The sequence below is a fragment of the Sphingobacterium sp. 40-24 genome, from assembly GCF_001899705.1.
Classification (GTDB): domain Bacteria; phylum Bacteroidota; class Bacteroidia; order Sphingobacteriales; family Sphingobacteriaceae; genus Sphingobacterium; species Sphingobacterium multivorum.
In genome coordinates this window covers 25,065-44,760 of sequence record NZ_MKWH01000035.1, presented here as the reverse complement: position 1 = coordinate 44,760, position 19,696 = coordinate 25,065, and the positions used below count along the sequence as shown (strand labels likewise).

The 19,696-nt window shown below is 35.9% G+C and carries 24 protein-coding genes; 10 read left to right on the top strand and 14 right to left on the bottom strand.

Translation table 11 applies throughout. The features are described from left to right. Positions 1-85: 85 nt before the first annotated feature. Positions 86-394, bottom strand: a complete 309-nt coding sequence (locus BGP15_RS13815; protein ID WP_353681988.1) for an HAD family hydrolase — start codon at positions 392-394, stop codon at positions 86-88. 339 nt (positions 395-733) lie between these two features. Here BGP15_RS13815 and BGP15_RS13810 point away from each other — a divergent pair, with 339 nt between their 5' ends. Further along, on the top strand, positions 734-1,543 hold the full coding sequence (locus BGP15_RS13810) for an aminoglycoside phosphotransferase family protein (RefSeq protein WP_286769862.1): 810 nt from the start codon (positions 734-736) through the stop codon (positions 1,541-1,543). Between the two features lie 623 nt (positions 1,544-2,166). Beyond that, positions 2,167-2,970 carry a hypothetical protein gene (locus BGP15_RS13805; RefSeq protein ID WP_286753954.1) on the top strand — a complete coding sequence of 268 codons (804 nt, stop codon included), beginning with the start codon at positions 2,167-2,169 and terminating at the stop codon, positions 2,968-2,970. A gap of 126 nt (positions 2,971-3,096) precedes the next feature. On the opposite strand, the gene BGP15_RS13800 is transcribed toward BGP15_RS13805, so the two are convergent. The 5 genes from BGP15_RS13800 to BGP15_RS13790 form a co-directional block, all read right to left on the bottom strand. After that, positions 3,097-3,648, bottom strand: a complete 552-nt coding sequence (locus BGP15_RS13800) for a putative antibiotic biosynthesis monooxygenase (protein WP_286769861.1) — start codon at positions 3,646-3,648, stop codon at positions 3,097-3,099. A 58-nt stretch (positions 3,649-3,706) separates the two neighbouring features. Next, complete coding sequence (locus BGP15_RS13795) at positions 3,707-3,946, bottom strand: hypothetical protein (protein ID WP_286769860.1); 240 nt, start codon at positions 3,944-3,946, stop codon at positions 3,707-3,709. Between the two features lie 252 nt (positions 3,947-4,198). Then, positions 4,199-4,486: a DUF3885 domain-containing protein gene (locus BGP15_RS27080; RefSeq protein WP_446677145.1), complete on the bottom strand. Its 288-nt coding sequence runs from the start codon at positions 4,484-4,486 to the stop codon at positions 4,199-4,201. Beyond that, on the bottom strand, positions 4,483-4,860 hold the full coding sequence (locus BGP15_RS27075) for a DUF3885 domain-containing protein (protein WP_502688439.1): 378 nt from the start codon (positions 4,858-4,860) through the stop codon (positions 4,483-4,485). The genes BGP15_RS27080 and BGP15_RS27075 overlap by 4 nt, the downstream gene beginning before the upstream one ends. Positions 4,861-5,057: 197 nt before the next feature. Beyond that, complete coding sequence (locus tag BGP15_RS13790) at positions 5,058-5,609, bottom strand: hypothetical protein (protein WP_286769859.1); 552 nt, start codon at positions 5,607-5,609, stop codon at positions 5,058-5,060. 379 nt (positions 5,610-5,988) lie between these two features. Here BGP15_RS13790 and BGP15_RS13785 point away from each other — a divergent pair, with 379 nt between their 5' ends. From BGP15_RS13785 to BGP15_RS13770, 4 genes are all read left to right on the top strand, one after another. After that, on the top strand, positions 5,989-7,080 hold the full coding sequence (locus tag BGP15_RS13785) for a hypothetical protein (RefSeq protein ID WP_286769858.1): 1,092 nt from the start codon (positions 5,989-5,991) through the stop codon (positions 7,078-7,080). Between the two features lie 364 nt (positions 7,081-7,444). Then, positions 7,445-8,308 (top strand): SDR family oxidoreductase, encoded by an 864-nt coding sequence (locus BGP15_RS13780; protein WP_286769857.1) that lies wholly within the window; start codon positions 7,445-7,447, stop codon positions 8,306-8,308. Positions 8,309-8,544: 236 nt separating this feature from the next. Next, entirely contained in the window at positions 8,545-8,934 is a 390-nt protein-coding gene (locus tag BGP15_RS13775; RefSeq protein ID WP_286769856.1) for a hypothetical protein, read from the top strand. Then, positions 8,935-9,576, top strand: coding sequence for a sigma-70 family RNA polymerase sigma factor (locus tag BGP15_RS13770; RefSeq protein WP_286769855.1), 642 nt, complete (start codon positions 8,935-8,937; stop codon positions 9,574-9,576). It begins immediately after the preceding gene. A gap of 296 nt (positions 9,577-9,872) precedes the next feature. On the opposite strand, the gene BGP15_RS13765 is transcribed toward BGP15_RS13770, so the two are convergent. From BGP15_RS13765 to BGP15_RS13745, 6 genes are all read right to left on the bottom strand, one after another. Beyond that, positions 9,873-10,250, bottom strand: coding sequence for an SRPBCC domain-containing protein (locus BGP15_RS13765; RefSeq protein ID WP_286769854.1), 378 nt, complete (start codon positions 10,248-10,250; stop codon positions 9,873-9,875). Between the two features lie 44 nt (positions 10,251-10,294). Then, positions 10,295-11,188 carry a cyclase family protein gene (locus BGP15_RS13760; RefSeq protein WP_286769853.1) on the bottom strand — a complete coding sequence of 298 codons (894 nt, stop codon included), beginning with the start codon at positions 11,186-11,188 and terminating at the stop codon, positions 10,295-10,297. A gap of 38 nt (positions 11,189-11,226) precedes the next feature. Further along, a complete protein-coding gene (locus BGP15_RS13755) occupies positions 11,227-11,841 on the bottom strand; it encodes a Crp/Fnr family transcriptional regulator (protein WP_286769852.1) in 615 nt (204 codons plus the stop codon). 353 nt (positions 11,842-12,194) lie between these two features. Then, positions 12,195-12,389 (bottom strand): DUF4304 domain-containing protein, encoded by a 195-nt coding sequence (locus BGP15_RS26970; protein WP_353681986.1) that lies wholly within the window; start codon positions 12,387-12,389, stop codon positions 12,195-12,197. 53 nt (positions 12,390-12,442) lie between these two features. After that, a complete protein-coding gene (locus BGP15_RS13750) occupies positions 12,443-13,234 on the bottom strand; it encodes a DUF2711 family protein (RefSeq protein WP_286769851.1) in 792 nt (263 codons plus the stop codon). An 80-nt stretch (positions 13,235-13,314) separates the two neighbouring features. Next, positions 13,315-14,157, bottom strand: a complete 843-nt coding sequence (locus tag BGP15_RS13745; RefSeq protein ID WP_286769850.1) for a tetratricopeptide repeat protein — start codon at positions 14,155-14,157, stop codon at positions 13,315-13,317. Between the two features lie 267 nt (positions 14,158-14,424). Here BGP15_RS13745 and BGP15_RS13740 point away from each other — a divergent pair, with 267 nt between their 5' ends. The 3 genes from BGP15_RS13740 (at position 14,425) to BGP15_RS13730 (ending at position 17,025) form a co-directional block, all read left to right on the top strand. Then, entirely contained in the window at positions 14,425-15,105 is a 681-nt protein-coding gene (locus BGP15_RS13740; RefSeq protein WP_286769849.1) for a DUF421 domain-containing protein, read from the top strand. 280 nt (positions 15,106-15,385) lie between these two features. Next, positions 15,386-15,853, top strand: a complete 468-nt coding sequence (locus BGP15_RS13735; RefSeq protein ID WP_286769848.1) for a toxin-antitoxin system YwqK family antitoxin — start codon at positions 15,386-15,388, stop codon at positions 15,851-15,853. Between the two features lie 32 nt (positions 15,854-15,885). Then, complete coding sequence (locus BGP15_RS13730; protein ID WP_286769847.1) at positions 15,886-17,025, top strand: hypothetical protein; 1,140 nt, start codon at positions 15,886-15,888, stop codon at positions 17,023-17,025. A gap of 158 nt (positions 17,026-17,183) precedes the next feature. Here BGP15_RS13730 and BGP15_RS13725 read toward each other — a convergent pair whose 3' ends face one another. After that, entirely contained in the window at positions 17,184-17,993 is an 810-nt protein-coding gene (locus BGP15_RS13725) for a helix-turn-helix domain-containing protein (RefSeq protein WP_286753972.1), read from the bottom strand. Further along, positions 17,994-18,965 carry an aldo/keto reductase gene (locus BGP15_RS13720; RefSeq protein ID WP_286753973.1) on the bottom strand — a complete coding sequence of 324 codons (972 nt, stop codon included), beginning with the start codon at positions 18,963-18,965 and terminating at the stop codon, positions 17,994-17,996. It lies immediately after the preceding gene. A gap of 264 nt (positions 18,966-19,229) precedes the next feature. Here BGP15_RS13720 and BGP15_RS13715 point away from each other — a divergent pair, with 264 nt between their 5' ends. Next, on the top strand, positions 19,230-19,577 hold the full coding sequence (locus BGP15_RS13715; RefSeq protein WP_286753974.1) for a hypothetical protein: 348 nt from the start codon (positions 19,230-19,232) through the stop codon (positions 19,575-19,577). Positions 19,578-19,696 lie beyond the last annotated feature (119 nt).

Here is a 19,696-nt window from a genome sequence, read left to right as displayed (position 1 = left end):
ATATAAATATACAAGTCGGAAATTATCTCGGTAAGGGGACAGCAAAAAATATATTCGCTATTTCGATTAATTTTATAGCTGAATCCTACACGTAATCTGCAAAAACTTCACTCTTCCAATATCTTTTCTCGATTCTCCTGACATTTTCGACATTTTTAAATTTCTTTAAATAGGAAGCCAGTAGGAGTAGCTCGCCATCGTTAGTATTTCCTACAAATTCAACTATTTGGATTGCATTGCTATAGTTCAACATTGATTTTTCAGCCGTATCATCAATAATAAGCGTTTTTTCCAATAAGAAGCCTTTGCGTTTTACTTTGGATAACCTTTTTACGTAATAGTATTCATCAGTCACACTCATTCTTTTTTTTGTCGTGCGCGATCGTCCCCAGATAAACTCAAAATTGACAGCGGCTGGTTTTATTTTTGTTATCTAGCTTTCCCAATATGTCTGGCCAATAGACTATTTTTCCTAAAGCTATAGTTGGACTTTTCTAATTGATAGGGGATATCTACATTATCCTGTATCCATATCGCTTACTTTCGTTTATTTCTATGAGAATATCAACTAAATATATGAAAAAAGAATGCACAAAAAACCATGTTACATTTATTTGTACTTACAATTTCTTACACTGGGCGCTTATGATTCGAATGGTTTTGTGTAATTTACTTCTTTGCTAATATCTTAAGGCAATTAAAGTCAAGGATGTAAATTTTATAAAACCATTAAATGACTGAACCAATACTAGCGTTATATATCAAAAAATGGAATCTTTCACGGGAAGGAGCAAGTTTTAGAACAAATTCAAGCTTATTACAACCCTGTGTTTATGACGGATTAAAAGCAATGCTCAAAATTCCATTTATAGAAGAAGAACTTCGTGCGTCAAAACTTTTGCAGTGGTGGGATGGTAAAGCCGCAGCCAAAGTTTTAAAAGTAGATTCTAAAGCCATTCTACTCGAGAGAATAGAAAATGAAAATAATGTATCATTGATAAATTTAGTAAAGCAGGGTCAAGACAACGAAGCAACTCGTATCATTTGCCAGACCGCTAATAAGCTCCATAGTTCTCAAGGAAAAGAATTACCCCCTTTAATTTCTCTAATGGATTGGTTTGCCCCACTTTTAAACGAAGTAAATTTCTCCGATGAAATTTTAAAAGAGTCTGCTTTAGTAGCAAGTAGATTACTTTCTAACCAAACTGAACTCTGTGTGCTTCACGGAGATCTTCACCATGAAAACATCCTTTATTCGGATGTTAACGGTTGGTTAGCAATAGATCCAAAAGCATTATGTGGCGATAGAGCCTTCGACTTTGCAAACATATTGTGTAACCCTTATAAAGAAGTCGCTTTAGATAAAGGTCGACTCGTTAGACAAATTGAGGTAATTGGCCAAGAGACCAATATTGATTTCCATAGAATGCTAGACTGGGTAATCGCATGGGTAGGCTTATCAGCAATCTGGATGGAGGAAGATCATCTGGACGCCAGTTTACCGATACAACTAGCCAAAATTGCGTTGTCAGTGAAAAAATAGATTATGATTATTGGCGTCTTATAAAGATAGAAAACAATGTATTTTTCTGGGACTCATCGCTAAAATTTCTATTGACTGACTCAATATTTGGATGACCCTCATTGCGTCTTCAAAGTTTATCATAACACACTCTGGAACCCAGCAGAGATGCCTCGCATGATCTATGCAATGAAATCCGATTATCTGAAATGCGGTTCCTTCTTTTGAAAATTAGTAATTCACTACCGGATTCTTTTAATTTGCTCTCCAATTGGGATTGGTTTAAAATTGATTGAAAGACACTTTCCTGAATAAAAACATAACCGTTAAAGTCTTTCTGAATATTTATGAACGAAAAAAGATTGTCTCGCGCTAAAGTTTGAATGGACAAGGTACTTTCATTCGATAAGCTTTTGCTGTAATTTTCAGGATGATAAAAAGGAAGTGGTACTTCCGCTTCTTGATCCAGGTTACAAAAATTTACAACTGTACAGCGAATCATAATTTTCTGCTCACGGATTTTAAATAGGGGGCTATGGATATTGTCGAATACCTTATTTTTATTCTTGAATAATTGGGAACTGTAACGGAATAAACTATAAAAGTTATTACTATGCTTGGTGCTTAAATCTGAACAAAGTCTTATGAAATCAATTGGGAAATTTCTGCAATGGTTGGTGGCTGCTGCCTTCATCGTTGTCATCGTTTTTTGGGGTAATAGCTACCGTTATTTTATTTATGCGCTGGTATGCTCTTCTTTGCTTTATTTCCTTTTACAAAAAATAGTCCTTAGCAAATTAGGTAATAGCGATGGCCGGGAAGCCCACTATGATGTGAATGGAAGACGCATAACGATGCAAGGTGGCAAGCGCGTGGCGTTTGGGATCCTATTGGTAGCAGTTTATATTTTAATAATTTCCCTTTTTTCTGTAAGTCCATCTTTGGAACGTAAAGAGTTTGCGCTGACGCATCCGAGCTGGGCTGCTACAGCACCCGCTATCATAAACTTCGAGTCTAAAATACAAAGAGGAAAGACAAAATATGCGTATTTAAGTATCGAATACCGGTATACTGCGAACGGACAGCTGTATTTGCGGAAATTAGATAAGGCGGAAAAGCGCTATGCATTTTTACCTGTTATGGGCCAGCGACGTTTTGAAGAGATGCGGACTGAACTGTTTGACAGAGCAAAGAGAAAAATATCCGATAAGGAATACATATTGTTTTACAATCCACAAAATATTGAACAGCAAAAGTTTTTTCTTGCAGACGATTCTTTTTATCTGCAAGGATCTTGGCTATGCGATATATTATTTGTCTATTTATCATTGTTCGTATTTATTGTGATTATAGCGTTTCTGTTTAAAAAAGACTATAATAATAGGATGAAAAAATCTAATTCGACCATACATTATTACCGTCGTACAGATTATTATGAAAACAGATAAGGTTTTTTGATTTCATAAACCCTGAATTTTCTCACAATATTTAATACCACAAAGTAATTGTTTTATGAGTGCAGAATTTGTAAAGCTGGGTGTCGTTTCCTATAACAAATTTTCTATCATTTTAATTTACTGATAAAGCCATTTTTTTATCCATTTCGTATAGTTAGGCATAATGACATAGACCATTAATGCAACGACAGCGCAAGATATAAACAGTGAATCAACCAACCGGATGGAAGGGAATCCCAGCCTTTTTAATATAGGAAGTAAAATTATCGGAATTACTATTGATAAAGGATAAATAGCCGACCATGTTACCAAAAATTGCTTCCAGCGCACCGGAGGCTTCATCGTGCCATTTTCTGAAGTAAATAAAAAATCAAGCCCCGTTTTAATGTAATAATTATCATCTTTCGCCAAAAGGGGAAGGATTTTTTCAATCAATTGTTTTCTATCGTCGGATTGCATCCAGTGTTTCAAATTACTTATCGTATCAAACCGAATGATGACTGTATACAGGTAAGTTAGCCCCTGAATCGGACGAATGATCTGCCAGTCGATAAGTCCTCTTGCATTTCTACAAAGCGGTCCTATCTCATTCAGCCATCGCTCATAATCATGATCCCGTCCTTCTCTGATATGGTGAGAAATTACTACTGTTGCTCCATTAGTTTCCATAAAGCTAGGGTTAAAATGAATGATTTAAAAATTTCATGCTACGGTTTATTTGTACTCCCTAAACATTGTCAGATTGCCTATTATCATTATCGTCCAAATAGCTTTGATAAAAGTCCTTTGACTTCTCAATTCCCCAAATTAATTCCGTTTGGTGTCGTTTTGCTTTGTCAATGTTCGGTCCGAATTTGCCCCACGCAAATCCGCTTTGAATTTGTTCGTCTATCAAGTCTGCAATTACAAAATTTTCTGAGATATATTGTTCGGTCAAAATGGATGTTAGTTTTTCCGTCGGTATCATAAATTCAATTTTGTTGTCTTGATGAGTCGTGGTATGTTTTCAGGTAACTGGTGTGGCGACTTAGCGAAGTATCGTAGCCGTATCGAAGATACGAAAGTGGATCTGTTTTGCCAAGTCGTTGGTTATAAGTCTATGACGTGTGGGAGGAGGAAAACTTCACAGAACGTTTCCAAAGCTGGCTTTATAGATGAAATACTTCTTCAACTTTATTCCAGCATTGATGGCTTGTCTAGCGTTCCATCTATCTTCGTATCATTGGGAGATAGTACTGAAGAGCTTTTCTATTTGCTCCCTGTCACAGTCAAGGATCCAGTCTCTATGTTTTTCGTAAATTGGCCGCAGTGCTTCAATATCAGTAGCGACAACATCAAGACCTCTGTCGTCGTACATATTTAAAATAAGTTTTTTATTGATAGTTATAAAGTAAATCTCTTTGTTCGAAATTATGTGATTATCCTCTAACCTCGGGAATCTTGAAGGAAAGTCCTGATTTGCAATTGCCAATAATACGGCCTTATGATTTATTCTGTCTGAAGTCAGTTTAATAATACCGATATTTGGATATCAGATTTATCTCCAGGATCGTAAAGCCCTATTCCTTTCAGAAAAATTATTTCATCTGCATGGAGATTCTGAATTTGTTTAAAAATAAAGTTCGAAAATCGAATTTTCCTGCGTTTGTATTTGTAGTCCATTAAAACTAGAAAAACTTTGTCTGAATCGTCAAAAGCATTTTGAAAAATTGTCGTCGCACGCCTGATTACGTTCTCAAAGTATTTTTCCGTATTGGTTTCACCAACTTGTAAATCAAATCGAAGCCCAAAATCACACTTATAAAATAAAGGAACTCTAAGATTTAGCTTCTTGAAGTGATTTTGTAAAAACTGTCTATATTCTTGTTTAGTTGTTTGCACAATGGAAATTTAGGTAAATAAATACTAAAGATGATTGATGCAGTTCCGTCTGGGGCGATAGCATAAAAGTCAGCAATGACTTCAAAAATACATCTATGGTCAAATATTAAAAATTGTTAGATCTTGTCGGTCATTTGCAGTCAGTTTTATCACTTTGCATCTAATATTAGAAAGAGTTTTTGGATTGATTAATAAATTTAGCGCGAATTATCTAAGAGCTCAAAAGTAATCACTCCGATATGATGCTTTCTGAATTGGTGGATTAATGGAATACATGACTCATCGTATGCGATATGTGATAAGTTTTTAAAAGTTAATAGTTCAATTAGAAGATTGGGAATATCAATAACATGAGCATTTTTAAGAACCAGTGTCTTTAGGTTTTGTATTCTTAGGTTGGTCAAACCAATTAAATCAAAATGATCCAAATACAACAAACTTAGATTTTCAAGATCATTTATCCACAACGGGATCTCATAAGGACTATTTTCTTTTACCCTTCTACTACTGTAATCACCTGTTAAAAATAGTCTTTCAAGCAGGTCAAGGTTTTTTACATGTTCATTTGGCAAGGTATTTTTGTCAAATTTAGCCGTGGTATATAAGGCAAAGGGGACATTATACATTCCTAATAAGATCGTTTCTCCTTGAAAAAATAGTACTGATCCATTTTTTTCATCACCCCAATTGACATGAAGCATACCACTTCCCTTAATAATGCTTATTCCTTCATTGTTATCTTTTTCCATGTTGACTAAATATGGGTCTTACAACCGTCAGGTCATAGTTTAATTTCTTTTGCCATTCAACTATACTATGAATAGCCTTTATTTTAAAATCCAATATATGTAATTTTATGAAGAGCTGAAAATTTGAGAAAGCCACCCGAACCTATAGTACAAAGTATGTGTCATATCTGCCACTCGAAGGGTAATGATCTTCCCTTAATTGGAGATTTTGATACCGTTGATTATCTGTTTCGAAAACTGATGATCATTCAATTCGGGCAATTCTGACCGAGCTAAAAAAGCGAGAGGTCTCAATGCCCGAAATCTCCACAAAGCATCCATTTTCTAATCTGTTGAATTGCGTATATTTGAGAGCTATGTATAATAACACCAAGACACCGTGACAGTAGTAGAAAATTATAAAGCTGAACTCGAATTAGTCCGACAGAACCCAAAACTCTTGGACAATTATCGCTTTGACAAAGACGCTATAGATTCAAAACACTTTGACCGATTAAGACTCAATATTGCGATTTACAATGACCTTAAACAGACAGACTATGAAATCGTAAAATTTCTTTTTGCAGAAGAGAAGGAATGGCGAAAATATGGAAAGGGCGGCGAAGTTGATAATTTATATTTCTGCGCCTTCATACTGACACTTTTCAATTCACCTGAAATTGTTTGGTTGTTCTTTGAAGCTAAAAATATTGATTTTGACAGCGGAATCGGATTTGATAGCGAATATTTGGTTTCGGCAGGAATTAAAGAAACTTACCGATATTTAAAAACAGCGGACAACCCAAAGAAAACTGAACTGTTAAAGTATATTGGAGAAGCTGAAGAAAGTTGTATTTATTCGCAAATAGACATTGACGATTGGAAAGAATACAAAAAGTCCTATTTCAGAAGTTACAAATTACCAATTCAAGACGAGCTGTATTTTCTCTATTCGACAAATGAACGGGAACTATTTTTGAAGAAACTACCCGAATGGATCAATCAAGAAAGAGCGTGGACTTATGAAGAACTAAGTTTATATAGGACATACGCGAAATATGCAAACGACAAGGCTTTAGAAATTGAAGCGTTTAAATTGACACTCAAAAAAAATGATAAAGATTTTCTAACCGAAGTCTACAATCAAGAATTGGCAGCGTTATATGTTGAGACCGGTGAAAATACCAAAGCTCTTGAAATCCTTGAGAGAATAGTAAAAGGAACAGATAACAGCAATATTGTACGAAATTGTATTGAACAACTTTGCAGAATAATTATTAGAACAAATAACTCCTCAGACGAGACATCTAAGAACTCATATCATATTATAAAAGTTCAGCATAAAAAGTATAGAAACTTTTCTCCAATGGTGGAAGGTTTAATTATGGACGTGACAGAAATAATGAAAGAGGGAAAAATTGCTGCACCTAACAACAGCCTGCCCAAAGCGAGACGGACGTGGTGGAAGGAATTCTTCGGCTCTGGATATTAGGAGAATCCGCGAAGACTCTTGTCTAGTAGGCGCGGTAGAAATCTAATTATGCTACACAAATCAAAAACGACTTAAAGGTGCCGAGGGATTATTGACCACTGGGTTCGTATTTAAGTATAAGAAGGCTTTAATTGAAGATAAGGCAAAAGCGAAAGCGCAAATGTAAATAGCTGCCAAACCTTTCAGACTTTGGCTTTGTTCACTTTATGGATGAATCGGTTAAACTTTTTCGCAAAATGCCGATTACCTCCATTTATCAATAAAGGTTATAAAAGATTACCGAGACTTTAGGACTTTGCCATTTGCACTGACCCTTACACATTTTGGAAATCAGCTATTATCTGTCATTATTCTAAAAAATGGTATGAAAAAAGCAGCAAGTAAAAAGATTCGACCGTTGCAAAAGCAAAAGCGACCCGGATTAGAAATAAATATGACACCAGTTCCTGACACTTCGCCGTTAAAGTATCCTGCAGAAGGAAAATTGAAAAATAAGGTAGCATTAATTACGGGAGGAGATAGCGGCATCGGGAAAGCTGTAGCTTTGTTATTTGCGAAGGAGGGAGCTGATATTGTTATTGCCTATCTTAGTGAAACAAAAGATGCAAAACAAACCCAGAAAGAGGTTGAATCCTTCTCTAGAAAATGTACGCTGATTAAAGGTGATTTGGGAAAAGAAAATCACTGTAAAAAAGTAATTGAATTTACGATAAAAACGCATAAGAAAGTTGATATTATCGTTAATAACGCGGGGCTGCATTGGGAAACAGAATCAATTGAAAAAATTACCACTGAACAGTTACACAAGACTTTTCAGAATAATTTCTATTCCTATTTCTGGATTACGAAGTATGCCATGCCTTATCTTAAGAAGGGAGCAAGTATCATTAATACATCCTCGGTGACCGCATATCGAGGCAGTCCAAAGTTGATCGATTATTCTGCAACAAAAGGTGCAATAATTTCTTTTACAAGAAGCTTGTCAGCAAATCTTATCGCTAAAGGTATTAGGGTCAATGCTGTTGCGCCGGGGCCGGTATGGACTCCATTGATAGCATCTTCATTTGATCCTAAAAAGAACTCCGAATTTGGAAGCGACTCCCCAATGCGAAGGGCAGGAATGCCAAATGAAATTGCACCAAGCTTTCTATTCCTAGCTAGCGAAGATTCACATTTTATGAGCGGTCAAGTTTTACATCCCAATGGTGGTGAAATCGTCAATGGTTAGCCAATGAAAGCTGAACAAATAAATGAGGCTTGGGAAAAGGTTGTCAATAAAGAAGAGCGTCATCAATATGTCATTGATACTTCTACTATTTTATAGTCTGAGCATAAAGTGCCATCTGAGCTTCAAATATTAGACAATATGAAAAGTAAGGGGTGATCAATTTAAATTGTAACCTTTTTGCTTTAGCCATACTCCATTGTTTTAGAAGCATAAGTTTAATCTTTAAAATGAGACAAATGGAAACTACACAACTAAAACAAAATGTCCAACCCGTATTTAGTATTTTAAAATTTACTTTTACCATAGTTCCTTTGGTAGCAGGATTGGATAAATTCACAAACATTCTTTGTGACTGGACACAGTATATCAATCCTTCAATCCTCGGCACGCTACCTTTTTCGGGTGCGACATTTATGATGATTGTAGGAGTTATTGAAATTATTGCGGGAATTATAGTATTTGTACAACCCAAAGTCGGTGGGTTAATCGTTTCTTTTTGGCTGGCTCTAATTGCTTTGACATTATTGGCTGGCTGGAAATTTGCGGATATTGCAGTAAGAGATTTAGTAATGGCTATTTCAGCTTTTTGCATGACAAGATTAGCTCTAATTTCTGATAATAAATAAATGAAAACAGAAGAAACCTATACTGACAAAGAGTTAATTGAGAAGGTTCTAAATAAAGAAACCGCTATTTTTGAATTAATTATTCGAAGAAATAACCCGTATTTATACAGAATAGGAAGAATGTACCATTTCAATCATGAAGACACACAGGATTTGATGCAGGAAACCTATATCGAAGTATATATTCATCTCCACCAATTTGAAGGTCGTTCTTCCTTTCGTGCCTGGATTTCCAGAATAATGATTCATAAATGCTATCACGAAACACAGAAATGGTATTCAAAGAATATGGAATCTCTTGAAAGCAACAGTCAGGCTATTGAAAACCTTCATAATACCGAAACTTCAAGCATTGTGATGAACAGAGAACTAAATTCAATCATTGAAAAAAGCCTGCTGAAAATTCCTGAAGAATATAGGACAGCCTTTACATTAAGGGAAATCAATGGACTAAGTGTTCAGGAAACTGCAGAGATTTTGGAAATTGGGGAAAGTAATGTAAAAGTCCGTGTAAGCAGAGCTAAAACTTACTTACGGAGGGAAATAGAGAAATATTATGTAAAGGAAGAAATTTTTGGGTTTAATTTGATTTACTGTGATGCAATGGTATCACGGGTGATGAATAAAATAAAGGATATATAATTTGATATTACAACAGTAATAATTAGGCTATGCAATAGAGTTAAAACAAGAAAAAGGGCGAGTAGGATTTTATAGCTCGCCCTTGTGGTAATATTGATATTTTGATACTGGTGACCATTTAGAGTTTTGTCCAGCGTTAGGTAGTCAATATTAGTAGTTGACCTTTATGTGTTCAACGGAATTGAATATCATCGTTATCATTATGTCCAGTTATTCCTATTCAATAAAAATCAGGGAAATTGGAACTTTATCGTTCGATTTGACAATAAGTCAAATGAGGTAGTCGATTCTTAGGCTTAACTCTGGCTCTGAGATTCCAGCAACAGTTTTAAATCTTCAATCACTTTTGACCAATATTCTCTGGTCACTTCACGCTGGCCTTCATTTTTTAATTTATCAACATGAAATGAAATTGTCGTTTTATCTTTATTTTTCGAAGGAATAAACCTGATCTGTAAATTGGCGGCTTCTGTGAAATCTTTGTGCCTCCACTTTGTCCGGATATGTGAATATTTATTAAAAGTTGAAAAATCCTGGTCTACGCCTTCAGACCAATAGCTTAATCCTCGGTCTGAAAAAAAGATATTCCATAGTGTTTCCAGGTTCGCTGGCATAGTTTTTCTGATTCCGAACTGCCAGCCTGCACCTTTTGTCAATCCGATGTTATTTTCCATGTAATTGTGTTTTTTGCTGAAAGTGATTTCGTATTTGAATATAATTATTTTTTTTCAATGGAAGCAAATGCTCTCACCGGAAAAGTCCCCACACCTTTGAATTTTGGTGGGACAGCGGTGAACTTAAAGTTATGATCTGGCAATTTATTTAAATTGCAGAGATGCTCAACGATTAAAATCCCGGCACTCAATAGCAAGGTATGAACAGGTCTTGTTCTCCCGGCCGTGTCGTCTATATTATGGGAATCAATACCTACAAGTTTGACGTTACAGTCCCGAAGATACATTGCCGCCTGCTCGGTAAGATAAGGATGGTCCTGATAATATAGCTCGGTATTCCAATGTTTATCCCAACCAGTCTGTATTAACACCGCTCGATTTCTGATTTCTCTATTCTTAAGATGATCTTCCGTAATTTTCAGGGTTTCTGTAAATGGTATATGAATCATTACCGCGTCAAGCTCCGCAAAACTCTTTAATGCCGTTTGGGCTGTGTCGTTGCCATCCGCAAATCGATGAAACGGGCAATCAATATAAGTTCCGGTGTTAGTGACCATCTCGATTTTTCCAATTTGAAAAGATGTATCGCCGTCATAGTTATTTTTTGACTGTTCCCTAGAAAGATAATCGCAAATATGAGGTGCTGGTAGCCCCTTGTAAGTTATCAGTCCATCTTCGATTGTATGACTCAAATCAATTAAGGAGTCTTCTACCACACTTTCATCAATTGGCTTACGTTTATGGGATTCAATCAGGATTTCTTTGTTAAGGATATTAACTTTTCCTACCATTAGCAACTGCATATCTTCAACGATGTAGTCGGCCAGGGCACTCTCGCTGATATCGTCTCCGGATATATCTAATCTGAAATCTTCCCCTTTGATACTACCGCCATTCGTAAAGAATATCTCGAAATCAAATTTTACTCTTTTTTCCATAGAATGTTTCAATTTTACTATGACAAAAGTGTGGAAATCTAAATATTGTTTACTTGACTTAGATCAATTTGATTGATTTTTTTACTTCTGATCCTACTGAGTGTTTCAGGACTCATCCCAAGGTATGAAGCAATATGGAAAAGCGGTATCCGATTATCTGCATCCGGGAACTGTTTTAGAAAATAGTGATATCGTTCATTGGCATCCAAAAGTAGAAAGGAACTTTCCCTTCGGCATTTTTTGATATATTCTTTGGCTAAAATATTATTCAATAAAATATTCCATTTGGTATCCTCCCGGAGCAATTTATCCAAGAGCTCCCTTGGTATACTTATTAAATCACATTGTTCAATGCATTGAAAATGTAAGTTCGTTTTCTCCTGGGTCAGAAAACTTGTAAACGCGGTAAAAAAATTATTTTCAAAAAAGAATTCAGTATTGATGTCTTTATAATCTTTCTGATAGAAACTTCTAACAGTTCCCTTTTCTAGAAAAAAAAGCCGATCGGCAACATGCAACGGTTTGATCAGATTCTTTTCCTTTTCTGCAGAAAAAAAACTGATACCATCATTCAAGAGTGAAATCTCCTTATCATTCAAAGGAAACAACTGCTTGATAATTTTAATTAAATGATTTAATTGAATATGTTCCAAGCCTTATATTTTAAAAATTCCATAATTAATGCAAATTCTTATGAATATAGATAAAATCTTATTAATGAAAATAGTAAAGATTCTTCAATTGGATTCCATTTTCGTTACCCAGATATTTTAAGAATTAACTCATTACCATATTGAATAGTGTGAGTTCTTTGGCTAGAAAAATGAAACAGACATTATCATCGATTAAGTATTGTGGCAAACTCCCTATTCAAAGAGGGAAATACTTGAACAGTTTCCCGAATTTAGTAGTCTAATGACGATTTGGTAAGGTGAGATTTTGGGAATGGTTCAATATGCTATCGAATACATATGTCCATTAAAATCATCGATCTGCGCTTTTCTATTTAAAAAACATTGCTTCGGGTGGAACTAGAATCTCTGGTGCTATAACAACTTTTTTGAATATTTATGATGTGACCGATTTTCTCAAGCTGCAGATAAAAGTTGTTGGCCTTCTTTTTGAAACCGAGCGGTTTTAAGATTTCAATAAAGCTTTCTTTTATGATTCTGTCAAATTTTTCTTGAGTTTCTGGCTTCATAAATGACTGTGCAACTATGTTATACTGAGCCTTTTTTAGACTATAATTGTTATTTATTCAAAGGTGTATTCCCAATAATGTTCTGCCTTGTCATTACAAAGAAAACCCTCAAACAAATGGCTGGCGATAAGCTTATCCATTTTTTTATGATCTGTTGCTATGAGAAAGAAGAAGCTATCCCATTCAATGGTAAATAGAATTTCTTTATCAGCCGAGTATAGATAATAATCTTTACCGCCGATCTCATCACAGAATTCATATTCCGTTAATCGATCAAGATCTATAGTTGTGGTGTTTTCATAAAATTCGTCTGTTATCAGGATCTGGTTTTTTCCCAAGAGTTTGAAAGCTTTACGGATAGCCATCTTTGAAAGTATACCAAGCGCGCCTTCAGTCGGGTGGTAGATACTTTCGTGGTCTGTAAAATTGTTAAGCTTTTCCATGAGGTCCGGTCTCGTAAAATTCTGGTTTAGCCCACCTATAGAAGTCCTTAGGGCCGTATTAACTTCCGCATAGCCTGCAAGACAAGACCCTTTCGCGATATTGTCCCAAGATATTGATTTACCCTTCCTAAAAATTTCTTCATCGGCAGGGTATCGGTCATTGTCGTAGCTATAGATTTCCCTATTCGCTTCGGGAAGTCTTTTTAAAAAATCAACTTCCTTCAGCGCTTCTTCGTGCGATAGTAACTTAGCTTTTTTTAGATTACTTTTATCAGTTTCCTCTCTGTCAAGTTGAAAGAAGGGGAGGAGAGCAATGAAAACGCTGTCATAATGATCTTTGAAATGGCCTTTGATTGTCCCATCATAAGGGTATAACTTTTGCTCGTCAAATATATTGCCCATAAAATATTGATTTAATATGAATAGCCTTTATTTCAAATCCAATATATGCAATTTTGCATTAAATGAGTTCAGCAAATCATTTATTTACAAAGTGATTTCAGCTTTTCAAAATCTTCATCTATTTCAAAATGGGGATCTTCCTGAAGATTTAGAGACAATGCTTTTTTAAAATCTTTGCAAGCATTGTTTTCATCGCCAAGATCCAGATAGATGCTTGCCCGATTAAAGTAACCTATAGCATAGTTCTTATTTGCTTTTAAAGCTTTCTCTATTTCCACTAGTGCCTCTTGAGGTCTATTAGTTTCTCTATAGAGATTCGCTCGATTGTTATAAAGTATATGAAGGTCTGGCTGATTAGAAAATTCATTTAGTAATTTATCATAGTCCACAAGCGCTTCGTCAAATAGTTTTAATTCCTTTTTAACGTTTATCAGATTTGCAAGCGACTTAAAATCTTTCGGCGATATTTTTAATTGTGCTATTAGATCATTTTTTGCATTCTCATAATCTTTCAATCTGATATAAGAATATGCTCTGTCAAAATATATGTCTGTATAGGATGGATTTATTTCAATTACCCTCGAATAGTCAGAAATTGCTTTGTCAAATGCAGCAACTTCTTTATAAACACCCGCTCTGGCATAGAGCACATCGATATTCTTGGGAGAAAAATCCAGAAATTTTGAATAATCAGCTATTGCAAGGTCGTAATTTCCTCGAAACCTGTGAATGTTGCCTCTATTTACGTAGGTACCAGGTGAATTGGGATACAGATTTATTGCTTTATCGAAAGCTGAAAAAGCCTCGTCAAATTTTTCTTTTTTAGCATATTTTATACCTTGCGCATTTAATTCTTCTATGGTCTGGGCGCTTAGACTTTGACAGAACAAAATTATGACAATGAGCGATAATATTTTTTTCATTTTTGGGAATATATAAAGCTAGATAATATGGGTTTGTGGAGCCAATATACAAAAACTCCAATAAAAACTTTGTTTCCTTCAGAAATATCGACCTTGACATCTATGTATTAGTCAATAGATTCTTTACCGTGACTATTACTTTGCCATCATTGAAGATTGATACCGTATGTTTGTTGTTTTTGCTAAGTGATGAACTATTGCGACCGGAGGAATGTTTTAGGATTGAATGGCGGCGGCCACATTAAGATTTTTGGATTTTAAAAGGTTATGATTGATATACAAAAAATATTTGCAGAGGGGGTGGAAAGCTCCTTTCTTATTGAAATAGGCGCGAGAACAATTATAATGTTTCTTCTAATATTGATCATTCTAAGGCTCTCGGGTAGAAGGGGAGTTCGGCAGTTAACTCTTTTTGAGGTTGCGATTATAATCAGTTTGGGCTCAGCTGCGGGAGATCCCATGTTTCAAGAAGAAATACCCATCTTCCATGCGATTGTTGTCTTTATATGTGTAATCTTTGTTTATAAGTTGGTAACCTGGATTGCCTCCCGATCAGAGAATATAGCCCATTTATTGGAAGGTAAAATTTTACCTGTAGTAAAGGATGGCGTATTTGATATAAAACATGAAAATGATAATACCTTTTCACGTATGGAATTTTTTTCTGAACTGAGAAATTTAAATGTTGAACATTTGGGACAGGTTAAGGAAGGGATTCTAGAAGTCGATGGAACATTAAGCGTTTTATTTTATGCTGATAGTGACGTGAGGTATGGGCTACCATTATTCCCGTCTTCTTTCAAAAAGGTTGATGTATTCAGTGCTGAAGGGCCATTCGCATGCATGTATTGCGGCCATGTCGTATTTAGTTTTGAGAACGATTCCAAGGCATGTCCAAGATGCAATAAAACACAATGGAGCAAAGCCTTGAATTCAAGAAGAGTATAGAAGAAGAATACCATGTATTATTTAAACAAATTATAAGGTAATACAATCCGACCGTTTTTGTTCGAAGCCATTGTTTGAATACAAAGTCGTCAGATCTGGCAGCAGCATAATGAATTAAAGGTCCCATCGAAGAAGGAAAAAAAGCAAATGGCCACGAATCGTTATTTATACCAAGCGAATCGTAATCGGTTCATTTAGCGCTAAAATTTACAGCTAAATTTGTTGGGTAAATGAAGCTGAAATCTTAAACAATAATGTCAACATTTTAGCATCCTGATAAATGAATAAAGTAATATTAATTCCATCGATTTTAATTTTACAGCTAACTGCTTTAAGGAAGATGCTTGGCGGCATCACTTTTTTATTTTTTCTTTTAATTCCAATGAGTAATGGTTTTGCACAAACATGGATCAAGATTGAACTTGAGGAAACCGAGTACGATGATGCTACTGATAAAACTTGTTTAAAGGAAACGGGAGAACCTTTAAACGGGAATTATGCGATAAAATTTAATGGGTTTCAAACCAATTTCGAGCCATTTACAGATGGTTTTAAAAATGGAGAGGCCAGCGTTTACAGAAATAAGAAGCTGGCAGAGAGGGGCACATATCTAAACAACCTTAAGGAAGGTGAATGGATTTACTATAAAGAAGATGGAACAATTCGTAAACGGGTTATTTATAAAAAAGGGAAAACAGAACCTTTTGGTGATCGGAGATTAAGGTGGGAAAGATCCAGTGAAAAGTAGCGTTTTGCCTGTTATAAAAAAGAATAAGAATCATGAAGAAATTATCATTACTAGCTGTTTTACCCCTTGTTATGTGTTGCAGAAGTCAGGAAAAAATAGATTTAGCAAACTTGAACTTAAATGAGCCGATTGAACACATCAGTAAATTTGAGGATCGATTATTGGTTGGCGTTGAGACTATCGAGTATCCCTTCAGTCTGTTGCTCGAGGTTGAAAAATCACAAAGGTATCGTTTCGATGGAATTGATTTAGCAGGGCAGCGGATTATATTTCAAATCAACTCTGAAGCATTAAAAACAGATAGTATTACACGTCTTGGCGGTGGACACATTGATCTCAAACAAGCCAAAACCGCCATTGAGTTAGACGAAACTTTAAAAAGATACGATGCTGATGGTAAAATATATGGCGTAAGAATTGAGCTCAAGAGGCAAGAGTTAAAGGCGAGTATCTTAAAGAAACTAGAGGCAAAATATGGTAAAGGAACAAAAAATCCAAATACCGACCATGGTTTATACTGGAATTTAAAGCCCCAAAACAAGTTTATTTTATACGCGCCAGACTATAATAGGTTAATCATGCTGAACAATACAAACCTGTCTAAAACGTGTTATTGGGATATCATGAATGGTTTAATTGATTTTGGCGGATGCAACAATGAAGAATATATGGCGGACCTGCTAAAAAATGCGACCAGACCAGAAGATGTTAAAGACAAACCCACGCTGAAAATTGATAATAACTGGAATATAAACAATTTCATTGTTGGCAAAACAACTGAAGAGGATTTTACGAAATCTCCTATAAATAATCGTTTTGAACGGATAACAGAGTTTGATGGCGCTACCGGAAAAACCAATGAGATCTATTATCAGGATACCTATCATGATTTCAACCTTTATTTTGCTGTCAGCAAAAATGATCCGGAGAACCAAAAGGAAAACACGATCAATGGTTACGCCATCAACGACTTTGGAAAGGTTAACATCTCATTTGAAAATAACTTAAAACCAGGCTTACAATTTAAAGAAGTGCTAAAGCTGTTAGATAAGCTCAAAATAACTTATCATCCGGTGGATTTTGCTAATTATATCGAAATCAAAACAGTACCTTATACAGTAACGCTGAATTTTAACGAGCATATGTTGCTTTCCGGAATGTTTGTTAAATAGCTTCTGATATAAGGTAGTTCAAACCATCTAAGAGCTTAAAAGTAACCTTTCCAAGCTGATACTTTCTTAATTGGTCGATCAATGGAATAGATGACAAAATATGGGCAATAGGTGGTAGGTTTTTAAGAGTTAAAAATTCAATTAAAAGGGTGGGAATCCTATTCACCTAAAGTCGGCGCTTCGCCAAATTTCTTCTTAAAGGCGGAAGAAAAATGGGACAGGTTCTCGAAACCAAGATCGAGATAGATAGCTGATGGTTTTTTGTTTTTTCTTTTAATTAAATGCCATGCTTCATTCAGCCTTTTATCCTGTAACCACTTACGTGGCGGCATACCGAAGGTTTTCTGAAAATCTCTTTTATATCCTGAAAGGCTCCTCCCTGTGAGTTGTGCAAACTTTTCAATAGGGACATTGAAATGAAAATTGCTCAGCATAAATTTTTCTAGATCCATCTTATAAGATGCTGAGAAGTCAAACAAAAAGTTACGCAGTGCCGGGATAGCTATTAGTATTAACTTGATTCCCTCTTTCACCTTTAAAAGGCCCATCTCGTCAGTCATTTCATGACCAGCGCTTCGCGCGTAGGGAATGACCGACTGGAAATAACCTTTGATAAACGCATTATTGGGAAGGCATATATTCGGAAGTCCGGTGTATTTACCCTGAGCTTCCATCTTTTCCTCTAGTGCTATCTGGCGCATCAGATCTTCTTGCAGTGATATTACGATAGTTTCATAGTGGCCATTTGGCCCGGGAGTTTTAGTCAAGGTTCCAAGCTGATTCTTGTGAATTAGCAATACTTCCCCGGCAGATATATTTACATGCTGCTCAGCGGTTTCGAGAACCATTTGGCCCGAAACCTGTAATACCAGGGTATGATGGTTCCAGACGCATGCTTTCTCTTTCTTTAGAGAAGAAAGGTAAGAATAGAATATCACGCCGGGAAGTATTTCTGCTGGACTTTCCATTTATCTTTGTAAGTAAGTACCGCCTTTGATAGCACCTATTGCAAATGTAGTGTTTAAAATATTCATCTCCTCTGGCGTAAATACAATTTCCATCGCAGTGATATTTTCGGGTAGTCTTGATCTGCGGCTCATACTCACCAATGGCATGATATTGTCGCCTTGTTCTTTTACCCACGCAATCGCAAGTTGTGTAGGGCTGACATTCTTACGTAAAGCAATTTCTTTTAATACTTCTACTTTTTCAAGATTATGGATTAAGTTATTACCCTGAAAACGGGAAAAGTGATTTCGATGGTCATCCGCAGGAATTGGAGGTTGCAGGTCACCTGTTAAGAGTCCTTCGGCCGTATTGGCAAATGCCACGACACCAATCCCTAATTCTTTAGCTGCAGGCAACAGCTCATTTTCGATCTGACGGTCAGCCAAAGAATAACCGATTTCCAGTGCACTGATGGGATAAACGCTATTGGCTTTACGGAGCTGATGGGCGGTTATTTCCGATACGCCTATATGGTGTACTTTTCCTTCAGCTACGAGGTCTGCAATCGTTCCAATGATGTCTTCTATTGGCACACTGCTATCCATTCTACAGGGTTGATATAAGTCGATAGTTTCAATGCCCAGACGGGTCAACGAATAGTTGATAAAATTCTTGATCGCTACAGGACGGAGATCCAAGCCAATCCATTGGCCGTTGTGAAAAATAGCACCGAATTTGACACTGATGAAGGCATCATCCCGTCTACCCTTAATTGCTTTGCCAATAAGCATTTCGTTGTGGCCTGCACCATAAAAATCTCCCGTATTCAGGAAGTTTATCCCGCTGTCCAAAGCTTGATGGATTGTTGCAATACATTCGGTTTCGTCGGGAGTTGGGCCACCCCATATTGATGACATCCGCATACATCCCAGACCAAGCTTTGAAACAGTGGGGCCGTTTTGACCCAATTGAATTTTGGTGATTTCTGACATTTGACGAATTTAATTTTATTATACAAAGGTCTTGATTTAATTACCATTTTGCTTTCTTCTACGGTTCAATTTACTTGTCTTTACGGTTCATCTATTCGGGAATTAAATGGTCATTGGTAAGTTTCAAACGGCTGGTCGCATAAATGTTTGCCGTTTAGTTTTGCTTTCTTGGCTGCCGTTGGTATCTTAGTGGTTCTTCAGGAAAAATTACAGCTGTAGGAAAGGGATATAGTCCTGCTAAAGATGATAAATCTGGAATAACTTATGGAAAATAGTCTAAGTATAATTGAAAAATACGAGTTACTGGTTTCTACATTAAACATGATACTTGTTCCACTCAAAGAACCGGGTGTTTTATATGAAGAAAAAGTTCGAAAAAATTTAGAAGAGCTTGAAGGAGACTATTATTCATTTTTGAATCAAACTTTTATTGAAGATTTACACCAGTCTAATGTTGTTTCCAAAGATGGTGTTGTTTTATTGATGAATATACGGTCCGCAATTGAGCATTTGGATCATTTTAAATGGAATGTTGAGGACTTTCTAACTGATAATAATTGGCATGAAATAAGAAATTTTGTTGTTAATGTATTTTTATCGGAATTGAAATAGTCGAGGTAGATTGTGGGAAAATCAAAGTGGCCCAATCGGGTTTGTGAGATTGGTTTTTTTGCTGTTTATTGTGCATAGCTTCATGAAAGGGTGAGCGCGCTTTATTGACGGCGGAATGG

Bases quoted from the DNA above. Each gene is read 5' to 3' on its own strand.
- BGP15_RS13810 (WP_286769862.1), top strand. From the start codon at position 734: ATGACTGAACCAATACTAGCGTTATATATCAAAAAATGGAATCTTTCA.
- BGP15_RS13805 (WP_286753954.1), top strand. From the start codon at position 2,167: ATGAAATCAATTGGGAAATTTCTGCAATGGTTGGTGGCTGCTGCCTTC.
- BGP15_RS13800 (WP_286769861.1), bottom strand. From the start codon at position 3,648: ATGGAAACTAATGGAGCAACAGTAGTAATTTCTCACCATATCAGAGAA.
- BGP15_RS13795 (WP_286769860.1), bottom strand. From the start codon at position 3,946: ATGATACCGACGGAAAAACTAACATCCATTTTGACCGAACAATATATC.
- BGP15_RS13790 (WP_286769859.1), bottom strand. From the start codon at position 5,609: ATGGAAAAAGATAACAATGAAGGAATAAGCATTATTAAGGGAAGTGGT.
- BGP15_RS13780 (WP_286769857.1), top strand. From the start codon at position 7,445: ATGAAAAAAGCAGCAAGTAAAAAGATTCGACCGTTGCAAAAGCAAAAG.
- BGP15_RS13775 (WP_286769856.1), top strand. From the start codon at position 8,545: ATGGAAACTACACAACTAAAACAAAATGTCCAACCCGTATTTAGTATT.
- BGP15_RS13770 (WP_286769855.1), top strand. From the start codon at position 8,935: ATGAAAACAGAAGAAACCTATACTGACAAAGAGTTAATTGAGAAGGTT.
- BGP15_RS13765 (WP_286769854.1), bottom strand. From the start codon at position 10,250: ATGGAAAATAACATCGGATTGACAAAAGGTGCAGGCTGGCAGTTCGGA.
- BGP15_RS13760 (WP_286769853.1), bottom strand. From the start codon at position 11,188: ATGGAAAAAAGAGTAAAATTTGATTTCGAGATATTCTTTACGAATGGC.
- BGP15_RS26970 (WP_353681986.1), bottom strand. From the start codon at position 12,389: ATGAAGCCAGAAACTCAAGAAAAATTTGACAGAATCATAAAAGAAAGC.
- BGP15_RS13750 (WP_286769851.1), bottom strand. From the start codon at position 13,234: ATGGGCAATATATTTGACGAGCAAAAGTTATACCCTTATGATGGGACA.
- BGP15_RS13745 (WP_286769850.1), bottom strand. From the start codon at position 14,157: ATGAAAAAAATATTATCGCTCATTGTCATAATTTTGTTCTGTCAAAGT.
- BGP15_RS13740 (WP_286769849.1), top strand. From the start codon at position 14,425: ATGATTGATATACAAAAAATATTTGCAGAGGGGGTGGAAAGCTCCTTT.
- BGP15_RS13735 (WP_286769848.1), top strand. From the start codon at position 15,386: ATGAATAAAGTAATATTAATTCCATCGATTTTAATTTTACAGCTAACT.
- BGP15_RS13730 (WP_286769847.1), top strand. From the start codon at position 15,886: ATGAAGAAATTATCATTACTAGCTGTTTTACCCCTTGTTATGTGTTGC.
- BGP15_RS13725 (WP_286753972.1), bottom strand. From the start codon at position 17,993: ATGGAAAGTCCAGCAGAAATACTTCCCGGCGTGATATTCTATTCTTAC.
- BGP15_RS13720 (WP_286753973.1), bottom strand. From the start codon at position 18,965: ATGTCAGAAATCACCAAAATTCAATTGGGTCAAAACGGCCCCACTGTT.
- BGP15_RS13715 (WP_286753974.1), top strand. From the start codon at position 19,230: ATGGAAAATAGTCTAAGTATAATTGAAAAATACGAGTTACTGGTTTCT.